Consider the following 21,393-nt stretch of genomic DNA (forward strand, 5'->3'; position numbering starts at 1 on the left):
TTGTCGTTATTCGGCGGGGACGCTTTGTGCGTCGCCGCTATCGCGTGCGGCCTCGATCAGAGCGCGGCGGGCGAGGGCATAGTTGTCCTCTCCGCCAGCACGCTTGGCGCGGCGATCGTCCAGGATGTGCTCGACCTCATCCAGACGGCCGGCGCGCAGGCCGGAATCGATTGTGATGCGCTCGAATACATCACGTTGCGCATGGCTGCCACCCGCCAGCTGCATCGAACCGCGCGCGGCGGCCAGATGATCGAAGGCGGTGCCATATTGTCCGTCGCCGAAGGCCTCAAGCCCCAGCGCGGCAGCGACACCCGGATCAGCCATTCGGCGCGTGGTGTCGTCCTTGGCCTGTGCCGCATCCTTATGAATGCGGCCCAGCATCTTGGTGGTTGCGTCGGTACGATTGTCGCCGGTCAGGGCCAGCAGATAGTGCAGATCGGCAAAGATCAGACAGCCATCCTCGGTCCGGGCGGCGCTGAGATCTGCCAGCTCCTCCCAGCGGTTGCCGACATTCACGCCCTCAAGCTCCAACCGCATCAGCAGCGATGTGCCGTTCGAAATGTCGCGGTAATCGTCGGTCTTGTCCTTGCGGATGTGATGATCATAAAGCTCCATCACCTGATCGACCTGACCCAGATCCAGATGCATCAGCGCCTTGTGCCACCAGACATGATAGCGGAAGTTGTTACAATGCGCCCAGGCGTTCTCGCGCCCGGCCAGCCAGTCCAGACCCAGCTGCGCGTTGCCGGTCATTTCATGCACATGCGCCACCGCGTGCAGGCCCCAGGCGTCGTCTGATACCATCCACAGCGCCTGACGGCCTGCAATCTCGGCCTTTTCATAGGCGCCGGTTTCCTCAAGCGCGAAAGAATGACAGCCCAGCAGATAGCCGCGGCCCGGATGGTCTGGCTCATACGCAGGCATCACCCGTTCGATCGAGCGGCGCATGCCTTCCGCATCGCCCAGAACGAAGCGCGTCGCGTGGCTGAGTTTCATCGCCAGCGAATCCTGCGGATGGGCGCGCAGGATTTCTTCAAACTTCTGTACCGATTGCGAGGGATGCCCCGCCAGCCAGATCCCCAGCGCATCGACATAGAGGCGTTCGCGTGCGGTGACCGGCTGCTGCTCCATTGCCGCATTGGCAGCGGCCAGCGCTTCGACCGCGACGGGCAGCATTTCACGCCGGCCCAGCAGAACCATGAACAGACCCTTGACCGCATGACCCAATGCAAAATGCGGCTCAAGCTCCAGCACCTTTCCCAGATGCTGAGGCGTAACCGCCGCATGCGCCATGAACCCGAGCAGAACACCATTCCACGCCTCGACACTGCCGGGCTGGCTCAGGGTGTTCATCTGTCCAAAAACGTCTTGTTTCATGCTCGGATCCAATCTGGTTGCAATTATTACACTCTACGACTTAGCAGAGTGTGCGGGCGCGTCGTAACAGTATCGGCCCTGCTCTCGAATTGGTGAAAGCCCGTGTGTGTAAAACGCGAAAAAAACCGCCGATTCAACGGCATGTTTCAGCAACATGCCGCCGAACCAGGCACAGTGTTTCAATCTTCAAACGGGTTTTCGGCGCTCAGAACCGCATCCGTATCCGCTCCGCAGACCGGTGGTGCGCTGCGATATGTTACGGGCGTGCGCGACAGGTTGAGGGGATTCCCGATCAGTTTCACGTCTCCCGGTTCTGCCTGCATCGCGATCTGCATTCCCCGCGCAGCGACCTGATCGGTGGCAAAGACCTGATCCAGCGTTTGCACGGGTCCGACCGGAACCTTCTGCGCTTCCAGCCCGGCGATCACGGCTTTGGTGTCCAACATCCGAAGGGCAGTGCGCAGCACGGCATTCAGGGCGTCGCGATGTTCCAACCGTGCGGGGTTGGTGGCAAAGCGGGGATCGTCGGCAAGGTCGGGTTTTCCGATGAAACTGCAAAATCTTCTGAACTGACTGTCATTTCCGACCGCCAGAATCACATGGCCATCGGCGGTCTGATAGACCTCGTAAGGCACGATATTGGGGTGACCATTGCCGCGCCGTTGGGGCACCTCGCCCGAGGTCAGATAGTTCACACCCTCATTGATCAGCCACGCGATCTGCGCATCCACCAGCGCCAGATCAATCTGCTGGCCTTCACCGGTCAGGTCGCGATGGCGCAGCGCGGCGAGGATACCGACACAGGCATACATGCCGCACATGACATCGGCGATGCCCACGCCCACCTTCATCGGCGCGCCTTCAGGATCGCCGGTCAGCGACATGATCCCGCCATACCCCTGCGCCATCAGGTCATAACCGGGTTTGCTGGCATTCGGACCCGTTTGCCCATAGCCCGAGATCGAGCAATAGACGAGGCTGGGGAACTCTTCGGAAAGTGTCGCGTAATCCAGACCGTACTTCGCCAGCCCGCCGGGTTTGAAATTCTCGATCAGAATATCCGCATGCGACGCCAGCCGCCGGATTTCGGCCTGACCTTCGGGCGTGGCGATATCGAGCGCCACCGATTTCTTGTTGCGGTTCGACGACATGAAATAGGCGCTCAGATCGGATCGGTTGCCCTCGGTATCTGCCACATAGGGCGGTCCCCATTGCCGCGTATCATCACCTCCGGTAGCGGGGTTTTCGATCTTGATGACAGTGGCGCCCAGATCACCCAGCAGCTGCGTGCAGGTCGGACCGGCCAGAATGCGCGACAGGTCCAGAACCTTGACGCCCTTCAGCGGTCCCTCAGATGCGGCCATCGTATCCTCCACGCTCGATCTCAGCGGCTATCACGGTGAATTTGTCCGCTTTTACAGCATCTTCAAGCGCAGAGCGCAACTCGGAACGATTGCGCACGGTGTGGCCATATCCGCCAAAGGCGCGGCCCATGGCGGCAAAGTCGTGGCGGTCGAAATCGACGCCGCGATTGCCCATCTGGCGCTGGCGTTGCTTCAATTCGATCAGGGCAAGGCTGGCGTCGACAAAAACCAGAAAGATCGGGTTGCCGCCCATTTCGGCGGCGGTCGACAGCTCTCCGGAAACCATCAGGAACCCGGCATCGCCAGAAAAGCTGATTACGGGGCGATCAGGTTCGGCCAGTTTCAGACCGATTGCCATCGGAACGGCGCACCCCATGGTGCAAAGCGCCGAGGACTGGATCAGGCCGCGTTCCTCGGAACACGCCCACATCTGGCTGAGCAAAATACGATGCGCACCACTGTCGGCGGTCGCCAGAGTCTCGGGCGGTAACACGGCGCGGGTTTCGGCGATGATCGCCGCAGGTCCCCAGCCTTCGTTCGTTGGAAACGCCTCGGCCAACGCCGTCTTGACCTGCGCAGGTTCTTCATCGGGCCAGGTCTTGCGGGCGGTGTTGCCCTTGGCGATGGCTTCAAGCGTGGCACCGGTATCGGCGACCAGATTGAGCCCGGCCTGATGCATGTAGTGATCGTTCACCACAGCCGAGATGTCGATGACACGTGTGGTTTCGGGATCCCAGATCTCGCGCCATCCCGGGCGCATCTCGATGGGATCATAGCCCAGACACAACACCAGATCCGCCTTCTCGACCAGCGGAACCAGATGTTTGTCGGCCAGCGGAGACAGGCCTGCCCCGCCCAGACACAGAGGGTGATCTTCGGGCACCACACCTTTGGCCTTGTAGGTGGTGACAAAGGGAATGCTGAAATGTTCCAGAAACGCCCGCACCACGCAGCGCGAGTCGTCATAAAGGACATCCAGACCAATGATTGCGATGGGACGTTCGGCCTCGGCCACCCAGCGGCGGGCTTTTTCCAGACATTCCCCTTCGGGCGCAACGGGGGCGATTTTGGCGAGACGGCGGCGTTTCACGTTCGCCACGCGGGTATCGGCCACCGAGATCGGCACGTCGATATGCACCGGACCGGGGCGCGGCTGGTTGGCCAGCGATACGGCTTTGTCGGCGATGATGTCGGCCCCTTCTGCGGTCAGCATGAACGTGCCCTTGGTGATCGAGCGATAGACCTGCGCATGATCCATAACCTGATGGGTATAAGTCAGCGCCTCATCTGCGTCGACACAACCGGTCAGCACGATCATCGGCACCCGGTCCTGCAGGGCGTTCGCGACAACATTGATCCCGTTCATCGCGCCGGGGCCCAGCGTGGCCACCAGAATTGCAGGCGCACCGTCACGGTGATGCACAGCCTCGGCCATGAACCCGGCCGCGTTTTCGTGCTTGGTCAGATGAAACGCGATGCCCGCGCGTTCCAGCGCATCGACCAGCGTCAGCACCTCGCCGCCCGGCATACCAAAGGCGTGACGGCATCCGGCCTCATAGAGGCGTTGTGCCAGAAGGTCCGCAGCGCGGAGGGACAGGTCCTGCATCAATCAAGCTCCGATCATCGTGTCATGCAGCAGATTGCGGAGGACAGACCCAGACGCAAGCAGGTTCACGCCACTGTGACTATTTGACGGCGCTTTCCGCCACCGCCTGAAATTTACCATCCAGTTCAGCGGCGATCTCGCGCAATGCCTCGCCGCCCTCGTCGGCATACGGGGCAAAGACAAAACCGGGGGTCTTGTAGGACAGCGTCGCGGTGCCGTCTTCATTTTCGGTTACGTAGAACCGAATGGGCGCCTCGATCATCGCATTGGTCGAGGTTTCCAACACCCGCACCGCATAGTCGTTGTTGAAGACCCCGATCACCCGGTTACCCGGTATGGTGATGCCGCGCGCAGCCGCCGCCTTGGTCGGTCCGGCTTGCGTGACAACGATCAGCCCGTTTTCCTTGACGGCGGCCTTGGTGTCAGTGACCAGTTGCTCATAGCTTTTGTCGCTGGGGTAGACTGCCCATCCCGAACGCAGTTGAACGTCTTCGGCCCAGGCAGGCAGGGCCAGCAGGATGAGTGCAGTCCACAGTGCTTTCATGTCTTGGTGCTCCTTTGACGGTCACGACGGTGATGGCAGAAAAGCGGTGAAACCGTGCTCACAATTGCGTGGGCCGTCAAGGGTCGCGCTCAACCGGCGCGTCTTCTCAGCAGATAGATATCCATGATCCAGCCATGATCAGCCCGCGCGCTGGCGCGAGTGTCGATGATCTGCTGCGCCACTTCGGTTAGAGGGCCCTTGATCAGGATTTCTTCTTTCATACCGACATAAGCGCCCCACCAGATGTCATAATCGGCCATCTCAAGGCTCTGGAACGAGCATTCGCCATCCAGCATCACCGCAACGGTCGACGCCGTCCCGGGCCAGCCCTCATCCCAGATACGCCGCCCGGTTGTGACCACATAGGGCGCGCCCAGATCGTTGATCGGGATGGCATGTGCCGCTGTCAGCGCCTGCAGCGCGGTGACGCCGGGGATCACCTTGGTTTTCGGTTGTGGCTTCAACCGCGCCGCGATCCGCAGCGAACTGTCATACAGCGACGGGTCCCCCCAGATCAGCAGCGCCACGTTGCGCGCGCCCGGATGGGCCTCCATCGCCTCGCGCCAGCGCAGGGCTATGGCATCGTGCCACTCATCCACCCCGCGCAGATATCCGTCATCCGAGCGTCGTTTGGGGATGTCGAAATAGGCAATACGCGGCGCGGTTTCGGTGACCTGCGCGATGATGTCTTCGCGCAGCCCGGCCAGATCGGCCTTGTTCTCGCCCTTGCGGGGGATCAGGATCAGGTCCGCCTCGCGGATCGCCCGTGCGCCCTGAAAGGTCACATGATCCGGGTTGCCGGTTCCGATGCCGATCAGGCTCAGCTCAATCATCGTCGAACTCCGCCAGCGGCCCGTACAAGATCAACGCCGGAGCGGTGCCGATTTCGGCACGCAGCGTCTCGGCCAGCGCACCGATGGTCGACCGGTGCAGCTTCTGATCCGGGGTTGAAACGGATTCGGCCATCAGGGCCGGGGTATCCAAAGGCAGGCCGTGCTCATGCAACGCCTCGACGAGCAACGGGAATGTGCGTTTGCCCATGAACACAACCGTGGTTGCGCCAGCATCGGCCAAAGCGGGCAGGTTCAGGTCGCCGGGCAGCTTGCCGCTGACATCGTGGCCGGTGACGAACTGCACCCGCCGCGCGGTCAGCCGCCGGGTCAGCGGGATACCCGCGGCTGCCGCCGCTGCGATGGCCGAGGGGATGCCGGGAATGATTTCGTATTCAATTCCAGCGGTGCGCAAGGCAATCAGTTCTTCTTCAAGCCGTCCGAACATGCCGCCATCGCCGGATTTCAACCGCACCACATGCTGACCGCTGAGGGCATAGTCCACCAACAGACGGCTCACATGGTCTTGCTTGGGCGAAGGGCGGCCTGCGCGTTTGCCAACGCCAACCAGATCGGCATCCTCGCGCGCATGGCTCAGGATCGGGCCGCTGCTGAGGTCGTCAAACAGAACCGCGTCGGCCTTTTGCATCCGGTCCACCGCCTTCAGTGTCAGCAGTTCCGGGTCACCTGGGCCCGAGCCGATGAAAGAGACGAACCCGCTCATGCCGTGGCCTCCGCGATCAGGTGAAAGAACGTGCCGGTCACGTTGCCCCGGACTGATCCTGTCTGCGGCCCTTCGGCCCCTTCGGCGTCAAAGACCCTTGCCAGCGGCGCGTCGGGTTGTTCGATGATCGAGGAATAGTGGAACTCATGCCCCCGCAATGCCGTGCCTTTGGCAAAGCCCGGCATCTCGACCAGCAGTTCCGCCCTGCGATAGCCAAGATTGAACTTGCGCTTCTGATACGAGGTCACAAGCCCCAGCAAACCGGCCATCTGGTGCTGAACCCCGTCCTTGTCGATCAGCGCCTGACCCAGCGCCATATAGCCCCCGCATTCGCCATGCACCGGTCTGGTTTCGGCATGTTTGCGCAGCTCGGTCAGGAAGGTGTCCGCCGCAGCCAGAGTTCCGGCGTGCAATTCAGGATACCCTCCGGGCAGCCAGACCAGATCGGCATCTGCCGCCGGAGCCTCATCCGCAAGCGGCGAGAATGGCAGAATTTCAGCACCCGCCGCCTGCCAGCCTTCCAGCAGGTGCGGATAGGTGAACGAAAACGCGGCATCCCGGGCCAGCGCGATCCGTTGCGCCGGAGGTCGCGGCAGCGCGGCTGACGATGGCCCACCCGGGCCTGAGGAGGCCGCCCGCTTGATTGCTTCAAGGTCCACATGCTCGCGTAGAAACGCGGCATAGCCGACGATTGCGCTTTCGAGATCGGGATGTTCGACCGCCTGTATCAAGCCCAGATGCCGTTCAGGTAAGGTCAGGTCACCGCGACGTGGCAACACGCCCAGAACCGGCAGGCCCGCGCGCTCCATCCCCAGACGGGTCAGGCGCTCATGGCGCGGACTGGCGCAGCGGTTCAGGATCACTCCGGCAAATGGCAGATCGGGGTTGTACATCTTGAACCCCAGCGCCGTGGCCGCCGCCGATTGCGCCTGACCGCCGACATCCAGCACCAGTACGACGGGCCAGCCCATGCGCTGCGCGGTCTCGGCGCTGGACCCGTGGCCCAGCTCGCCGGGTTTGGCGACGCCGTCGAACAGGCCCATCGAGCCCTCGGCCACCACGATGTCCGCGCCCTCGGCCTGCGTTGAGATGGCATTCAGCAACGTCTCACTCATCGCCCAACTGTCGAGGTTGAACGAGGCCCGCCCCGCCGCCGCCCGATGAAAGGCAGGGTCGATATAATCCGGCCCGCTCTTGAACGGCTGTACGGTCAGCCCGTCCTCGGCCAGCGCCCGCAACAAGCCCAGCATGACCGTGGTCTTGCCGGTGCCCGACGATGGCGCCGAAATCAGTATGCCCGGAGGGTTAGTCATCGCCATGGCTCCAGCTTGACCACGGGCTGTCCGCGCTTTGCGGGCGATAGCGGCGGTCATAGGTCTTGGAATACAGGCAGCTTTCGTCAAACCCTTCCCCCGCCAGCGCCGGGCCGACCATGATCAGCGCGGTGCGCGAGATGCTTTCGTCCAGCGCATCCTTCAGAGTTTCCAGCGTCGCGCGGATGATCCGCTCATCCGGCCAACTGGCGCGATAGACGACGGCCACGGGGCAGCCGGCACCGTAAGCCGGGGTCAGGTCGGCGATCACCTTGTCCAGATTGCCGATCGACAGGTGAATAGCCAGCGTCGCACCAGTGCGGGCGAAGTTTTCCAGTGTCTCGCCCTCGGGCATCGACGAGGCGCGACCCGGTGTGCGGGTCAGCACCACCGATTGCGCCAGCCCGGGCAGAGTCAACTCGGTTCCCAGCGCCGCAGCGGCGGCAGCGAATGACGGTACGCCGGGCGTCACGCTGACCGGAATGCCCATCTCTTTCAGTCGGCGGATTTGTTCGCCCATTGCCGACCAGACAGACAGGTCGCCCGAATGCAGGCGCGCCACGTCGTGTCCGGCTTTATGCGCCGCCTCAATCTCGGCCATGATCTGATCCAGATCCATCGGCGCGGTGTTGACGATCTTTGCGCCTTCGGGGCAATGGCTCAGAATCTCTTCTGGCACCAGTGAGCCCGCATAAAGGCACACAGGGCACGACGCGATGATATCGCGGCCGCGCAGTGTCAGCAGGTCGGCGGCGCCCGGTCCGGCGCCAATGAAATGAACGGTCATGATTGTCCTCCGATGGCGATGGCGCAGGTGGCCAGCCGGTCGTCCGAGATGTGTCTGGGTGAGATCAGCCGCGCGCCCGAGCCAAATAGCTTTGCGGCGGCGGCAAGGGCGGATGCTTCGGCCACGCTGCCGGTGCCATAGGTGGCGCGGCTGCGGGGCGAACAGGTGAGGGTGCGCTGCCCGGTCAGGTCCTCGGGCGCGACGAAGTGGATGGGCAGGGAAACGGCATCCGCGAACCGGGTCAGCCCGACGTGACCTTTCTTGTCGCGCACTGTCGCGAGCGCATCGACTTGCTGGCCGATAGCGGCCAGATCGAAGGCGGCACGCAGACTGTCTGCCGTGGCGGCCGAAGAAAAGCCAAGCCCCGCAACGATCATAGCGTCACGCTCCATTGTACGACCGGGTATGCGGATATCCAGCCGCGCCGGGGGCCGAGCGGGGCCGACTGCGCCAGTTCGATGCGCAACAGCTCTCCGCCCAGTTTGTCATGCCATTGCGCCAGCATCGCCTCGCTCTCCAGCGTCACTGCGTTGGCGACCAGCCGGGTACCAGCGGGCAGCGCGGCTTGCAACCAGTCCAGCAGCGCGGCGCTGAGGCCGCCGCCGATAAACACCACATCCGGCCGCGACAGCTCTCCAAGCGCGCCCGGCGCGGTACCATGCACCACTTGCAGCCGATCTTGCCCCAGCGCGTTTGCGTTGCGACGAATGCGTTCGGCCCGGTCGGCGCGCGGTTCGATGGTGGTCGCAGTCAGGGTCGGGTCGCACATCAACCACTCGATACTGATCGAACCGGTGCCGCCGCCGATATCCCACAGATGCTCGCCCCGTTGCGGCGCCAGCGCCGACAGGGTCAGGGCCCGGATCGGGCGTTTGGTGATCTGGCCGTCGGTCTCGAATATCTCATCCGGTTTGCCCGAAGCCTTGGGAAAGGCACGGCCTTCGCCTGCGACCTCAAGCCCGACGCAGACGGGATGTTCGAACGACCCAAGCAGCGCCTCGGTCAGCGACATGCTGCGGGCGCGTTCACGGGGGCCGCCAAGGGCCTCCATCACGTGCAGTTGCGTGCCGGCAAACCCGGTCTCGGTCAGGTAGGTGGCCAACTCGGCCACCGCCTTGCCGTCGCGCAGCAACAGAATAGCGCGCAAGCCCGGCGACAGGTGCGGGCGCAGGCGGGTCAGGGGGGCGGCGTGCAGGCCGAAAGTCTGTGTGCTCTCCAGGGGCCAGCCCAGCCGCGCGGCAGCCAGCGAGAATGACGACTGGCCGGGCAGGGCAGTCCATTCGGCGGCCTCGAAATTGCGGGCAATCACCGAGCCGGCACCGAACCAGAACGGATCGCCCGAGGCCAGCACCACTGTGTGCCGCCCGCGCAAACCCTGCAACAGCGGCAGCCCGTCCGAGAAGGGCACTGGCCATTCCACCCGCTCGGCCCCGGTGTCGGGGATCAGCGACAGGTGGCGTGGCGGTCCCATGATCACCTCGGCCCGGTCCAGCACTTGACGGCTGGCAGGCGACAGGCCATCAAGCCCATCTTCGCCCAGTCCCAGAACGGTCAGCCACGGAGCATCAGACATGACCAACCTCCTTATCCTTGGCGGCACGACCGAGGCCAACGCTTTGGCCAAAGCCGTTTCCGAACAAGGCATTATGGCGGTGTATTCCTATGCCGGACGGGTGGAGAATCCGCGCCCACAGCCCTTGCCACTGCGCGTCGGCGGATTTGGCGGTGCGGACGGGTTGGCGGCATACATTCGCGATCACGGGGTGACCCATGTCGTCGACGCCACCCATCCCTTTGCCGCACAGATGAGCGGCAACGCGATCAAAGCCTGCACAGAAACCGACACGCCCCTGGCGGCGCTGACCCGCGCGGCATGGACTGCGCAGCCGGGCGACCGCTGGCAGCACGTGCCCGATATCGCCGCCGCCGTTCGGGCGCTGGCTGTTGAACCGCAGCGCGTGTTTCTGGCCGTGGGTCGGATGCATCTGGAAGAATTCGCGGCCCAACCGCAGCACCATTATCTGCTGCGGCTGGTGGATGAACCCGAGGCGCTGCCTCTGCCGCATTGTCAGGCCGTGATCTCGCGCGGGCCGTTCACGGTCGAGGGTGACATCGCGCTGATGCGCGACCACGGCACGCAGTTGGTTGTGTCCAAGAACGCGGGTGGCACCGGTGCGCGCGCCAAGCTGGACGCCGCGCGGGCGCTGGGCGTTCCGGTGCTGATGATCGACCGTCCCGCTCTGCTGCAGCGGACGGAACTGACCAAGGTCGCTCAGGTTCTGGACTGGCTGGCTCATCCCTGATCCTCATCCGGGGTGAAACGCGGCGTGTAGACGATGGGTGTACCTGCGCGTTCGATCAGGCGGGTGCGCGACGATCCGACGATCACCACGGTTTGCATATCCGCCATCTCGGGCGTGGCCTCGGCCAGTGTCGAGATCCGGATCGCCTCATCCGCGCGCGACACGGCGCGGGCAAACAGGATCAGCCGTTCCGGTTCACATACCTCACGCAGGATTTCCAGCGTCTTTACAAACCCTTCCGGGCGGGACTTCGAGCGCGGATTATAGAAGGCCATCGAGAAATCAGCCTGCGCCGCAAGACGCAGGCGCTTTTCGATCAGGGACCACGGTTTCAGGTTGTCGCTGAGGTTGATGGCACAGAAATCATGCCCCATCGGCGCACCGGCGCGCGCCGACGCTGCCAGCATCGCTGTAATCCCCGGCAGAACGTCGATCTGAATATCGCGCCATTCTGCGGGGCCGTTTTCCAGCGCTTCGAATACCGCCGCCGCCATGGCAAACACACCCGGATCGCCCGAGGAGACCACGACCACCCGCTTGCCCTCGGCCGCCATTTGCAGCGCATGTTGCGAGCGGTCGATCTCGACCCGGTTGTCGCTGGCGTGCAGCGTCAGCCCTTCGCGTTCGGCCACGCGTGCGACATAGGGGATATAGCCCACAACATCGGTCGCCTCGGCCAGTGCCGCGGTCACTTCGGGGGTTACCAAAGCCTCATTGCCCGGCCCAAGCCCCGCGATCTTGACCCAGCCGCTCATGGCCGACGTCCCTGACCGTGCACCACGATGATCGAGAAATATGGGGTGATCTTGTCGCAAGCCTCGGACAGTTTGGTCACCGTCTGGTTCGGCATCTGCGCATATTCCACGATCCATGCCCGGTCATAGAGGTCGGCGGTTTTCAGCGCGCGCTTCACCTTGTCGATATTGCGCCCGATTTTCATCACCACCAGCGCGTCTGTCTGCGCCATGCGTTCGGCCAGCGTATCCTCGGGCAGGGTACCAACCAGAACCGTCAGCACGTCATCGCCCCAGGTGATCGGGTCTCCGGTCGCGGTCCAGGCGCCTGACATGCCGGTGATCGCGGGCACAACCTCTACCGGAGCTTCATCGCGCAACCGGCTGTAAAGATGCATGAAAGAGCCGTAGAAGAACGGATCACCCTCGCACAGGACAACCACGTCCTCACCCTGTTCCGACAAGGCTTTCAGATGCGCGGTGCAGCTCTGATAGAATTCTGCCAGCAGTTCGTTGTAACGCGGATCGGTGACCGGGATTTCGGTGGTCACCGGGTATTCCATCGGGAATTCGACAGCGCCTTCGGGGATCATTCCGTTAACGATCTTGCGCGCCTGACCGCTGCGGCCCGGCTTGCGAAAGAACGCCACATGCCGCGCGTTGCGCAGCAGGCGGTCGGCCCGGACGCTCATCAGATCGGGGTCACCGGGGCCGAGGCCCACGCCGTATATGGTGCCCATGCTCATTCCGCCCGGCTTGCGATGGCGTTGACCGCCGCCACGGTGATGGCGCTGCCGCCCAGTCGGCCTTTGACAATGCAGGATGGCACCGGTTGCGCCGCCCACAGCGCGTCCTTGGATTCGACCGCGCCGACAAAGCCGACCGGGCAACCGATGATGGCGGCAGGGCGCGGACAGTCGGGGTCTTCCAGCATGTTCAGCAGGTGGAACAGCGCGGTCGGCGCGTTGCCGATGGCGACCACAGCGCCCTGCAGATGCGGGCGCCACAGCTCCAACGCAGCGGCCGAGCGGGTGTTGCTCATCTCGGCAGCCAGCGGGCGCACGCGCTCGTCATGCAGGGTGCAGATCACCTCATTCTCGGCGGGCAGGCGGAAGCGGGTCACGCCTTCGCTGACCATTCGCGCGTCGCACAGGATCGGCGCGCCGCCTTCCAGTGCGGTACGGGCGGCGGTCACGAAACCGGGCGAGAAATGCACGAACTCTTCCAGCCCGACCATGCCTGCGGCGTGGATCATGCGGACGGCGACCTGTTCCTCGTCGGCGTCGAACCGGGCCAGATCGGCCTCGGACCGGATGGTGGCAAAGCTTTCCTTGTAGATCGCCGCGCCGTCGGTTTCGTATTCATAGGGCATCAGGTGAAGTCCATGGTCATAAGTGTTTCGGGGTCGAGGCCGCGCTGGCAGGGCTCATCCCCTGCGCGGCCTTGTTTGACAAGATCAAATCGTCCATCCGCGCCCACCAAAGCGACATCGGCAGGGCCCATGCGGGCACATCCCTTGGCGCAGCCTGAGACATGCAGGCTGCCGGGCACGCGTGGGGCCAGAGCACGGGCGATGTCGCGGGTTTCCACCTGCGCCTGCGGGCAGAACGGTGCGCCGGGGCAGGCGTCGGTGGTCATCAGCGGGTCGGCGCCGTCGGTGACGAACGCCGGGGCGGGTATCGCCGCCCCGCCTTCCAGCAGGATCAGCCGCCACGGGGTGACGCGCAGGGCGAGGGCACCGCTGTCATTGATCAGATCATGCAGCTTGCGCGCAGGCAGCGATCCGAACGCGGCACCATACAGGGTGCCCAGCGTACAGGGCCCGGGCCGAAGTGTTGCCCCCACAGGCCCAGGGGCGCAGCCTTGCCATTCCGGTGACAGTTCTTTGACGATCCGGGCCATGCGGCGGGTTTCGGGCGTGTAAGCCCCGGCGAACCAGCGGGCCAGCGCGATCAGATGGTCGATGGCGCCGGCCTCGGTCACATTGCGACCGGTTTCGCAGCCATCGGCGCGCAGGATCAGACCCTCGGGGCCGATCTCAAGGCGAATATCTGCGGAATCCGAGGCCAGCAGGCACGCAGGCCCTGTGTCGATAGCAAAGCCGAATTTGGCGGGCAGGGCGGGCAGCTCTGCCAGCCTGTCGATCAGTTCTTGCGTCAGACGCGCGGTCAGGTCGCCCGGTTGATAGAGTGGGGTGACCAGAATATTGCGCCGCACTTCGATGCCCGGCTCGGCGTCCAGCAGGTTCAGCGCGGAAAGCTCTTTCAGCAATGGTTGATGGTCGTATTCTTCGACCCCCCGCAACTGCAAATTGGCGCGGTTGGTCAGGTCGATGGTGCCATTGCCGAACTTCTCGGCGAGTGCACACAGGCCCAGCGTCTGTTCGGCATTTAGACGCGCCAGCCGGGGGCGCACCCGCACAACCAGACCGTCGCCCGTCATCATCGGACGATGGGCACCCGGACACCAGCCCTGGACGATCGGGGCGCTCATCGCAAGCCCTCCAATTCGGCGCGGATCGAGTTCCGGCGGGTGTTCCACAGTCCCGCTTCCAGCAATGCGCGGAAGCGGTCCTGCATGGCCTGATGCGCCTTCGGGTTGGCCTCTTGCAGAAAGGCATCCACCTCGGCATCGCCCAGAGTCGCGTCGTGGTACAGATCGAACAGATGCGGCGCGACCGTGCCGGACAGATGTGCGAAGGACGCCATGTGATCCAGCGTCGCCGCGATCTCGGCCGCCCCCCGGAAGCCGTGCCGCTGCATCCCCGCAATCCAGCCGGGATTGGCGGCGCGGGCGTGGACGACGCGGCTGATTTCCTCGGGCAGGGTACGTGCGCGGGGATTGTCCGGGTTGGTATTGTCCAGATGATAGAGCTGCGCTTCGCCGCCCGTGATCTTCTTGGCGGCGGCAAACCCGGCCTCATGCGTGGCGTAGTCATTGGCCAGCAGCAGGTCAGTCTCGGTCAGGTCCTGCAGGTGGACAAAGCTGTCGGCATTGGCGACGCGTTGGATGATGCCCGCCTTGTCCTGTGCGATATGTTCGCCTTCCAGCGCGAATGAACTTGCCTCAAGCCACGCTTCCCCAGCCTGCGCGCGGGCCTCATCGGTATAGATTTCGGACAGTTCGGTCATGTTGACGCCATAGCTGCCCGGCGCTGGGCCAAAGACCCGAACCGCCGGTTCGTGCCCGGCATAGGGGTTCCAGTCAGGCGCTTCATCGCGCGCCGACAGCGCACGGACAGCCTGACCGAACAGTGTGGAAAGGGTGGGGAACACATCCCGGAACAGGCCCGAGACCCGCAAGGTCACATCCAGACGCGGGCGGCTGAGGTCGGTGATCGGCAGAACCTCGATGCCCGAGACCCGCTCGGACCCTTTGTCCCAAACCGGTTTGACGCCCAATAGATGCAACGCCATGGCGAACTCCTCGCCCGCCGTGCGCATGGTGGCCGAGCCCCACAGATCGACAATCAGCCCCTTGGGGTAATCGCCTTCCTCCTGCAGATGTCGCCGCACCAGTTCTTCGGCCAGCTTGACGCCTTGGGTATAGGCCGCACGGGTCGGCACAGAACGCGGATCGGTGGTGTAGAGGTTCCGCCCGGTGGGCAGCACGTCCGAGCGACCGCGATAGGGGGAACCGGACGGCCCGGCCTCGATCCGTTTGCCAGCCAGCGCGTCGACCAGCGCCTGCCGTTCGGCATGGGCCGAGGGGGCGGCGTTGAAATTGCCGGTCACTTCGGGAACGCGGCCAAAGATGTGCAGCCCGTCGCCGAACTGGCTTTCTTTGATGTCGCAGACAAAGCGGTCAATGCGGGTGATCACCTCGGCGGTGCAGGTGGCCTGATCCAGACCCAGATCACTCTCCAGCCCGATGGCCTGCGCCTCGTCCCGGATATCCTCTTGCAGCCGGTCGCGGCGTTTGGGGTCCAACCCGTCGGCGTTCGAGAATTCGTCCAGCAGCGTTTCCAGCCGCACCATCCGGTCCGGTGTGCCGCTTTCCTTCATCGGGGGCGGGATATGCCCCAGTGTGACGGCTCCGATGCGGCGCTTGGCCTGCGCGGCCTCGCCGGGGTCGTTGACGATGAAGGGGTAGATCACCGGCAGATCGCGGATCAGCGCTTCGGGCCAGCAATCGGCGGACAGGGCGACGGATTTTCCGGGCAGCCATTCCAGCGTGCCATGCGCACCAATATGGATCAGGGCGTCAGCACCCAGCCCTTTGCGCAGCCAGAGGTAGAAGGCAACATAGCCATGGCGCGGGGTGCGCGAGAGGTCGTGGTAATCGTCATCGCGCATCTCAGGCGTGCCACGCTCGGGTTGCAGCGCGACCAGCGCTTTGCTGCGACGCAGGGCGGTGAAGTGGAAGGCCCCGTCAGCGAAGGCTGGGTCGTCTTCGGGCTTGCCCCAGACGGTTTCCAGATCAGTACGCAGTTGTTCGGGCAGTTCGGTCAGCGCGGAGAGATAGTCTTCGAGCGACCACGAAATCCAGGCGTCGAGCAGAGTTTCGGCAATCGGTACCGCAGGTGCGGTGTCATAGCCTTCGTCCTGCAGATCGGACAACATAGCCTCAGCCGAGGCCAGCGCGTCGAGGCCCACCGCATGGGCCATCTGCCAGTCCTTGCCGGGGTAGGTGGACAGCACCAGCGCCGGGACCTGTTCTGCCTTGGGTTTGTCGTTCAGCGCCAGCCAGCCGGTCACACGGTCGATGATCGCCTCGATCCGTTCGGGTTCGGCCCGGTGAGCGAAGCGGGAATATTCCAGATGCGGATCGCGCTTGCCCGGTTCCTTGAACGAGGCGATGCCCGCCGAAATCCGCCCGTCCACCTCGGGCAGCACCACGTGCATGGCCAGATCGGCTGGGGACAGGCCACGTTCCGCCTCGGCCCATGCCTTACGGCGCGATGTAGCGAGGGCGACCTGGAATACAGGCACGTTAGCGGCGTCCAGAGGGGATGTGCCCGACGCGCCCTTGCCCGAGAATGAGGTGGCGTTGATGATCGCCGATGGCTGCATCGCCGTAATCGTTTCGCGCAGCCAGTCGGCAGCGGAGGGCGCTTTCAGTGAGGGGGCGTACAGGCCTACGGCTTCAAAACCCCGCGCGCGCAGATTGCGGATCAACGCCGCAACCGGGGCGGTGTCCGCCGAGGTCAGGTAGGCGCGGTAGAAGGTCACAACGATACGTTTCGCGTCACCCGTAAACGCCGTATCGGCCGGGATCACGCCGCGATCCGGGCACCACGCGCCGCATTCGGGCAGCGTCTTGGCCCCCATCACCGGCCCGGCATACAGCCCCGCCGCCAGCGCCATTTGCGCCAATGCGGCCTGCGCCGCGACCTCTCCGCCGGTGTCGCATAGATGCGCCAGCCGCCGCAGCGTCGAGACGGGCAGGGTGGAATAGTCATCCAGCCGCGTGTCTTCACGCCCGTCTGCGGGCAGCACGGCCAGCGCGATGCCTTTGGCCTGCGCCAGTGCCAGAACCTGTTGCAAGCCGTAGGACCAATAGGGCACGCCGCCGATCAGACGGATCAGGATGCCCTTTGCGCCCTCCAACGTCTGTTCGACATAGGTGTCAACCGACAAGGGGTGTTTCAGCGCCGTCAGGTTGGCCAGCCGCATCGTCGGCATCCGCCCTTCGGGCCCGCCACCGCGATGCCAGCCCGCCGCGAAAGCGCCAAGGTCGCTGTCCGAGAACGACAGCACCACCAGATCCGCCGGGCTCTGGCCCAGATCGGTTGGGGTCTCGGTTTCCTCGAGCCCGTGGCTTTCGCGGAAGACGACGTGCATGGCTTACTCGGCGGCCTCGGTCACACCCACGAGGATATCGCGGATCGCGGCTTCCTTGATATCGTCATGCTCGGCGATCACCACCAGACGTGAGCGGCGGTCCTCGCCGGGTTCCCATGGACGGTCATATTGATGACGTACGCGCGCGCCAACCGCCTGTACAAGCAGACGCATCGGCTTGCTCTGAACGGCGGCATAGCCCTTGACGCGCAGGATGTTCAACTCATTGGCCAGACGTTCGATCTTGGCGACCAGATCGAGCGGGTCGGTCTGTTCCGGCAGTTCCACGATGATGCTTTCGAAATCGTCATGTTCGTGGTCGTGGTGGCCGTCATGATGGCTGGGACGCGCGTCCATGTCATCTTCGGCAGCGGCTTCCAGACCCAGCACGACGCGGACATCGACGGCGCCTTCGGCCACTTCGACTACGGGCAGCGGGCGCGGGGCTTCGGCGGCGATGATCTCTTTGGCTTTGGCAACGCCTTCGGGACCGGCCAGATCGGGCTTGGTCAGCAGGATGATATCGGCGCAGGAGATCTGGTCCTCGAACACCTCGGACAGCGGCGTTTCGTGATCGATCGAGTCATCGGCCATGCGCTGGGCATCTACCGCCTCGACATTCGGGGCGAAACGACCGGCGGCGACGGCCTCGGCATCGGCCAGCGCGATCACGCCGTCCACGGTGATTTTCGAACGGATATCCGGCCAGTCAAACGCTTTCAGCAGCGGCTTGGGTAGCGCAAGGCCGGAGGTCTCGATCAGGATGTGATCGGGGCGCGGCTCCAGCGCCATCAACGCCTCGATGGTAGGGATGAAATCATCGGCCACGGTGCAGCAGATGCAGCCATTGGCCAATTCCATGATGTTTTCCGCCGGGCAATCGGGGATGGCGCAGGATTTCAGGATATCGCCATCGACGCCAACATCGCCGAATTCATTGACCACCACGGCCAGACGCTTGCCCTGAGGGTTCTGCATCAGGTGGCGCACCAGCGTGGTTTTGCCCGAGCCCAGAAAGCCGGTGATCACGGTAACGGGGAGTTTTTCGAGGTTCGACATGTCAGACTCCAATCGGGGGAATGCGCGAGGCGCAGTTTTTGCGGAAATGTTCTGGGCGCTCGCGCCATTTGACCAGACCGTCCTCGGTGGCCAGATATTTGGTTGCACCGTCAACGATGACGTCGACATGATCGGTCTCGTTCAGGTTCTCGTAGACGAATGTCCAGCGATCCGGCCCGCCACGCAGCACGATGGAACAGCCCTGATCGCAGTTCGACAGGCATTCGACGGCTCTCAGGTTGACGCCCTCGGGCAGGTCTGCCTGTTCCAGCGCCTGATGCAACAGGGTGCCCGGGCGCTGCGCGTCATCCTCGACGGGCAAGCCGCGACGGCAGGTGGTGCAGACCAGCAGCTCAACCGGTGCGGTCTCGGTCATGTCTCTCATCCCCCCAATCCTATACGTGGGGGACGGGGTCTCATGCGGGTCACATTTGACCCGACACCGGAACACCCCGTCCGGTTTCATCTTCGGGCGCTGGCAGGTCTCCCGGCTTGCGGATATCAGAGCGTCTGCCCTGTCGGATGTCCCGCCTTCCCGGCCTTGCGGCCAGTGGCATTGGGCACCCTCTCCGGTCACGGTCGCGGGGGCGGCTGCGTTTGGCGGATAACCCGTTGACGCATTCCCTTTTCATCTGCTGTTGCAGACACCAACGAAAGGCTCATGCGGCAGCGGCAGGCCGCTTGTCAAGCGAGTCGCGCCGATCTGTGATCAAGCGGATGAAAAAGCGACCTGTAGAGGTCGTTGGGCGGCATATTCTGTTCAGGCCGCAGCGTTGCCTCGTTTAACCGGATCGGCCCGATCCGGTTAAACGCAATATTCGAACGATCGGGTCGGTGCCACGCGATGAAACATCTATGAGGCCTGATCGAAGGCAGAAGCGGAGAGAATTGGATAAATGGCAGCCCGTAGGGGAATCGAACCCCTCTTTCCAGGTTGAAAACCTGGCGTCCTAACCGATAGACGAACGGGCCACTTGGGTCCAGACAAGCAAAGTGGCAGCCCGTAGGGGAATCGAACCCCTCTTTCCAGGTTGAAAACCTGGCGTCCTAACCGATAGACGAACGGGCCACGCTGGCTTGTGGAGGGCCTTTTACGGTTTCACCCCGACCCCCGCAAGCCGAAAAATGCAGGGATGTGAAAGTTTTTTGGTGGGCTTCAGATAGGCTTTATCCGGCTTCTGCCGCGTCCTCCAACCTCAGTTGTACAGATTGGCGCCCACCCCATGTGTTAACCTCAAGCCGGCCCGCAAAATGGAACCGCGCGCCGCCGTGATTTGACAGCTTGTCACCCAGCGGACCATCAAACGCACCGAAGGCGATGGCGTCCAGCCCGCCGGACATTCCGTCAGACAAAGACAGTTTCAGATGCGTCTCGCCCACGCGTTTGGCAAAGCGCACCTGCAGGTCGGGCAGGGCATAGCGTGGGGCAGGGGCCGCGGCCCCGAATGGTCCTGCCTTTTCGATCTGTTCGATCAGATCGACCGTCGCGGCCCCCGGCATCAGCGCCCCGTCCAGTTTCAGATCGGCTGGGCCGCCTTGCCCTGCGCCCTGTTTCGCCAGCAACTCGGACAGCTGCGCCATCGCAGGCTCCAACTGGTCGCGCATCACCGTCAGGCCGGCCGCCATCTTGTGACCACCGCCCTTGACCAGCAGCCCCTCGGCCGCCAGTCGCTGGATCGACGCGCCCAGATCAACGCCCGAGACCGAACGGCCCGAGCCCTTGCCCTCGTCACCGTCAAAGCCGATCACGATGGCAGGGCGGTTCGCGGTTTCTTTCAGGCGCGAGGCGACAATGCCCACCACGCCGGGATGCCAGCCCTCGCCTGCGGCCCAGACCAGTGGCGTGTCCAGCCCGCGTTCCTCGGCCTGTGCCATGGCTGCCGCGCGCACCGCGTTCTCGATGTCGCGCCGTTCCGCGTTCAGAGCATCCAACCGTTCGGACAGGGCTTCGGCCTCGGTGACCGAGTCGGTACTCAGCAACCGCGCACCCAGATCGGCCTGCCCGATCCGCCCACCCGCGTTCACGCGCGGACCTAGCAGAAACCCCAGATGATAGCTGTTGGGGGCGGTGTCCATGCGCGCCACGTCCGACAGCGCCACCAGCCCCGGCCTCTGCCTTTGGGCCATGACTTTCAGCCCCTGCCGCACCAACGCCCGGTTGGCGCCAATCAGCGGTGCAACATCCGCCACCGTCGCCAGCGCCACCAGATCCAGCATCGACATCAGATCCGGCCCTTTGGCACCGGCGGCCCGCAATTGGCGGCCCGCCTCGACCAGCATGAGGAACACCACGGCAGCAGCGCAGAAATAGCCCAGATCGCCGCTTTCGTCCTGCCGGTTCGGATTTACCACTGCGATGCAGTCTGGCAGTGTTTCCCCGCCCAGATGGTGGTCCAGAACAATCACATCCGCACCCGTCGCCGCCGCGATCGGTTCGTGGCTGAGCGTTCCGCAGTCCACGCAGATGATCAGGTCATGGCTGGCCGCCAACTCTTGCATGGCAGGCACGTTCGGCCCATAGCCTTCGTCAATCCTGTCGGGCACATAGAGTGTCGCGATTAGCCCCATCTGACGCAGCCACACCATCAACAACGCCGCCGAACTGCCCCCATCCACATCGTAATCGGCGAACACGGCAATCTTCTGACGCTTGCTTACCGCCTCCAGAAACCGGGTGGCCGCAACTTTCATGTCTTTCATCGAACGCGGATCGGGCAACAGCTCCTTCAGCTTGGGCTCCAGAAACCCGGAGGCCTCCATCACCGGCACGCCGCGCCGTGCCAGCACCTGACACAGGGCGCGCGGCAGATCGGTTTGCTGCGCCATCATCTCAGCCGACCGCTCGACCTCGACCCCCGGTCCAACCCAGCGCCGCCCCGTCAACGATTGCTCAACACCCAGAAACGCCACATCTCACCTCATGCACCAAGGCCGGACCCCTGCGGACCCGGCCTCTTCATCTTTTCACA

General features: G+C 63.8%; 19 protein-coding genes, 2 tRNA genes and 1 riboswitch. Of the genes, 1 reads left to right on the top strand and 20 read right to left on the bottom strand.

From position 1 onward, the window contains the following. Positions 1 to 6: 6 nt before the first annotated feature. From ACR0K9_RS01740 to cbiE, 10 genes are all read right to left on the bottom strand, one after another. Entirely contained in the window at positions 7 to 1,377 is a 1,371-nt protein-coding gene (locus tag ACR0K9_RS01740; protein WP_480820260.1) for a tetratricopeptide repeat protein, read from the bottom strand. 179 nt (positions 1,378 to 1,556) lie between these two features. Then, entirely contained in the window at positions 1,557 to 2,741 is a 1,185-nt protein-coding gene (locus ACR0K9_RS01745; RefSeq protein ID WP_480820262.1) for a CaiB/BaiF CoA transferase family protein, read from the bottom strand. After that, the gene (locus tag ACR0K9_RS01750; protein WP_480820264.1) at positions 2,728 to 4,347 is read right to left on the bottom strand and encodes a thiamine pyrophosphate-binding protein; all 1,620 of its coding nucleotides are present in this window, start codon (positions 4,345 to 4,347) and stop codon (positions 2,728 to 2,730) included. Before ACR0K9_RS01750 ends, ACR0K9_RS01745 begins: the two co-directional genes overlap by 14 nt. A 79-nt stretch (positions 4,348 to 4,426) precedes the next feature. Further along, the gene (locus tag ACR0K9_RS01755) at positions 4,427 to 4,891 is read right to left on the bottom strand and encodes a DUF302 domain-containing protein (RefSeq protein ID WP_480820266.1); all 465 of its coding nucleotides are present in this window, start codon (positions 4,889 to 4,891) and stop codon (positions 4,427 to 4,429) included. A gap of 89 nt (positions 4,892 to 4,980) precedes the next feature. Further along, the gene (gene cobF, locus ACR0K9_RS01760; protein ID WP_480820268.1) at positions 4,981 to 5,724 is read right to left on the bottom strand and encodes a precorrin-6A synthase (deacetylating); all 744 of its coding nucleotides are present in this window, start codon (positions 5,722 to 5,724) and stop codon (positions 4,981 to 4,983) included. Continuing rightward, complete coding sequence (gene cobA, locus ACR0K9_RS01765) at positions 5,717 to 6,445, bottom strand: uroporphyrinogen-III C-methyltransferase (RefSeq protein WP_480820270.1); 729 nt, start codon at positions 6,443 to 6,445, stop codon at positions 5,717 to 5,719. The genes cobF and cobA overlap by 8 nt, the downstream gene beginning before the upstream one ends. After that, positions 6,442 to 7,764 carry a cobyrinic acid a,c-diamide synthase CobB gene (locus ACR0K9_RS01770; RefSeq protein ID WP_480820272.1) on the bottom strand — a complete coding sequence of 441 codons (1,323 nt, stop codon included), beginning with the start codon at positions 7,762 to 7,764 and terminating at the stop codon, positions 6,442 to 6,444. The genes cobA and ACR0K9_RS01770 overlap by 4 nt, the downstream gene beginning before the upstream one ends. Then, positions 7,751 to 8,545: a precorrin-4 C(11)-methyltransferase gene (gene cobM / locus ACR0K9_RS01775; RefSeq protein ID WP_480820274.1), complete on the bottom strand. Its 795-nt coding sequence runs from the start codon at positions 8,543 to 8,545 to the stop codon at positions 7,751 to 7,753. The genes ACR0K9_RS01770 and cobM overlap by 14 nt, the downstream gene beginning before the upstream one ends. Continuing rightward, positions 8,542 to 8,922 (bottom strand): cobalamin biosynthesis protein, encoded by a 381-nt coding sequence (locus tag ACR0K9_RS01780; RefSeq protein WP_480820623.1) that lies wholly within the window; start codon positions 8,920 to 8,922, stop codon positions 8,542 to 8,544. The genes cobM and ACR0K9_RS01780 overlap by 4 nt, the downstream gene beginning before the upstream one ends. Next, complete coding sequence (cbiE, locus tag ACR0K9_RS01785; protein WP_480820276.1) at positions 8,919 to 10,118, bottom strand: precorrin-6y C5,15-methyltransferase (decarboxylating) subunit CbiE; 1,200 nt, start codon at positions 10,116 to 10,118, stop codon at positions 8,919 to 8,921. Before cbiE ends, ACR0K9_RS01780 begins: the two co-directional genes overlap by 4 nt. Between cbiE and ACR0K9_RS01790 the strand changes: the two genes are divergently transcribed. Continuing rightward, positions 10,117 to 10,848: a cobalt-precorrin-6A reductase gene (locus tag ACR0K9_RS01790; protein ID WP_480820278.1), complete on the top strand. Its 732-nt coding sequence runs from the start codon at positions 10,117 to 10,119 to the stop codon at positions 10,846 to 10,848. The genes cbiE and ACR0K9_RS01790 overlap by 2 nt on opposite strands. On the opposite strand, the gene cobJ is transcribed toward ACR0K9_RS01790, so the two are convergent. The 10 genes from cobJ to recJ form a co-directional block, all read right to left on the bottom strand. Continuing rightward, positions 10,839 to 11,603: a precorrin-3B C(17)-methyltransferase gene (cobJ, locus tag ACR0K9_RS01795; RefSeq protein WP_480820280.1), complete on the bottom strand. Its 765-nt coding sequence runs from the start codon at positions 11,601 to 11,603 to the stop codon at positions 10,839 to 10,841. The two genes, ACR0K9_RS01790 and cobJ, sit on opposite strands and share 10 nt — an antisense overlap. After that, positions 11,600 to 12,328: a precorrin-2 C(20)-methyltransferase gene (locus ACR0K9_RS01800; protein ID WP_480820282.1), complete on the bottom strand. Its 729-nt coding sequence runs from the start codon at positions 12,326 to 12,328 to the stop codon at positions 11,600 to 11,602. The genes cobJ and ACR0K9_RS01800 overlap by 4 nt, the downstream gene beginning before the upstream one ends. Beyond that, entirely contained in the window at positions 12,325 to 12,954 is a 630-nt protein-coding gene (locus ACR0K9_RS01805) for a precorrin-8X methylmutase (RefSeq protein ID WP_480820284.1), read from the bottom strand. Before ACR0K9_RS01805 ends, ACR0K9_RS01800 begins: the two co-directional genes overlap by 4 nt. Beyond that, entirely contained in the window at positions 12,954 to 14,075 is a 1,122-nt protein-coding gene (locus ACR0K9_RS01810) for a cobalamin biosynthesis protein CobG (protein WP_480820286.1), read from the bottom strand. The genes ACR0K9_RS01805 and ACR0K9_RS01810 overlap by 1 nt, the downstream gene beginning before the upstream one ends. Then, positions 14,072 to 17,365, bottom strand: coding sequence for a cobaltochelatase subunit CobN (gene cobN, locus ACR0K9_RS01815; protein WP_480820288.1), 3,294 nt, complete (start codon positions 17,363 to 17,365; stop codon positions 14,072 to 14,074). Before cobN ends, ACR0K9_RS01810 begins: the two co-directional genes overlap by 4 nt. A gap of 3 nt (positions 17,366 to 17,368) precedes the next feature. After that, positions 17,369 to 18,424, bottom strand: coding sequence for a cobalamin biosynthesis protein CobW (gene cobW / locus ACR0K9_RS01820; protein WP_480820290.1), 1,056 nt, complete (start codon positions 18,422 to 18,424; stop codon positions 17,369 to 17,371). A gap of 1 nt (position 18,425) precedes the next feature. Beyond that, positions 18,426 to 18,800 (bottom strand): DUF1636 family protein, encoded by a 375-nt coding sequence (locus tag ACR0K9_RS01825; RefSeq protein ID WP_480820292.1) that lies wholly within the window; start codon positions 18,798 to 18,800, stop codon positions 18,426 to 18,428. Positions 18,801 to 18,884: 84 nt separating this feature from the next. Next, a riboswitch (cobalamin riboswitch) is annotated at positions 18,885 to 19,091 on the bottom strand. Positions 19,092 to 19,321: 230 nt separating this feature from the next. Then, positions 19,322 to 19,396 (bottom strand) — tRNA-Glu (locus ACR0K9_RS01830). A 22-nt stretch (positions 19,397 to 19,418) separates the two neighbouring features. Then, positions 19,419 to 19,493 (bottom strand) — tRNA-Glu (locus ACR0K9_RS01835). Between the two features lie 98 nt (positions 19,494 to 19,591). Further along, positions 19,592 to 21,334, bottom strand: a complete 1,743-nt coding sequence (gene recJ / locus ACR0K9_RS01840) for a single-stranded-DNA-specific exonuclease RecJ (protein WP_480820294.1) — start codon at positions 21,332 to 21,334, stop codon at positions 19,592 to 19,594. Positions 21,335 to 21,393 lie beyond the last annotated feature (59 nt).

It is taken from the genome of Ruegeria sp. L12, from assembly GCF_056531745.1.

Coding starts and splice junctions, on each gene's coding strand:
- ACR0K9_RS01750 (WP_480820264.1), bottom strand. CDS start 4,347: ATGCAGGACCTGTCCCTCCGCGCTGCGGACCTTCTGGCACAACGCCTC.
- ACR0K9_RS01770 (WP_480820272.1), bottom strand. CDS start 7,764: ATGGCGATGACTAACCCTCCGGGCATACTGATTTCGGCGCCATCGTCG.
- ACR0K9_RS01800 (WP_480820282.1), bottom strand. CDS start 12,328: ATGAGCATGGGCACCATATACGGCGTGGGCCTCGGCCCCGGTGACCCC.
- cobA (WP_480820270.1), bottom strand. CDS start 6,445: ATGAGCGGGTTCGTCTCTTTCATCGGCTCGGGCCCAGGTGACCCGGAA.
- cobN (WP_480820288.1), bottom strand. CDS start 17,365: ATGCACGTCGTCTTCCGCGAAAGCCACGGGCTCGAGGAAACCGAGACC.
- ACR0K9_RS01825 (WP_480820292.1), bottom strand. CDS start 18,800: ATGACCGAGACCGCACCGGTTGAGCTGCTGGTCTGCACCACCTGCCGT.
- cobW (WP_480820290.1), bottom strand. CDS start 18,424: ATGTCGAACCTCGAAAAACTCCCCGTTACCGTGATCACCGGCTTTCTG.
- ACR0K9_RS01780 (WP_480820623.1), bottom strand. CDS start 8,922: ATGATCGTTGCGGGGCTTGGCTTTTCTTCGGCCGCCACGGCAGACAGT.
- ACR0K9_RS01790 (WP_480820278.1), top strand. CDS start 10,117: ATGACCAACCTCCTTATCCTTGGCGGCACGACCGAGGCCAACGCTTTG.
- cbiE (WP_480820276.1), bottom strand. CDS start 10,118: ATGTCTGATGCTCCGTGGCTGACCGTTCTGGGACTGGGCGAAGATGGG.
- ACR0K9_RS01755 (WP_480820266.1), bottom strand. CDS start 4,891: ATGAAAGCACTGTGGACTGCACTCATCCTGCTGGCCCTGCCTGCCTGG.
- ACR0K9_RS01810 (WP_480820286.1), bottom strand. CDS start 14,075: ATGAGCGCCCCGATCGTCCAGGGCTGGTGTCCGGGTGCCCATCGTCCG.
- cobF (WP_480820268.1), bottom strand. CDS start 5,724: ATGATTGAGCTGAGCCTGATCGGCATCGGAACCGGCAACCCGGATCAT.
- cobM (WP_480820274.1), bottom strand. CDS start 8,545: ATGACCGTTCATTTCATTGGCGCCGGACCGGGCGCCGCCGACCTGCTG.
- ACR0K9_RS01740 (WP_480820260.1), bottom strand. CDS start 1,377: ATGAAACAAGACGTTTTTGGACAGATGAACACCCTGAGCCAGCCCGGC.
- ACR0K9_RS01745 (WP_480820262.1), bottom strand. CDS start 2,741: ATGGCCGCATCTGAGGGACCGCTGAAGGGCGTCAAGGTTCTGGACCTG.
- ACR0K9_RS01805 (WP_480820284.1), bottom strand. CDS start 12,954: ATGCCCTATGAATACGAAACCGACGGCGCGGCGATCTACAAGGAAAGC.
- cobJ (WP_480820280.1), bottom strand. CDS start 11,603: ATGAGCGGCTGGGTCAAGATCGCGGGGCTTGGGCCGGGCAATGAGGCT.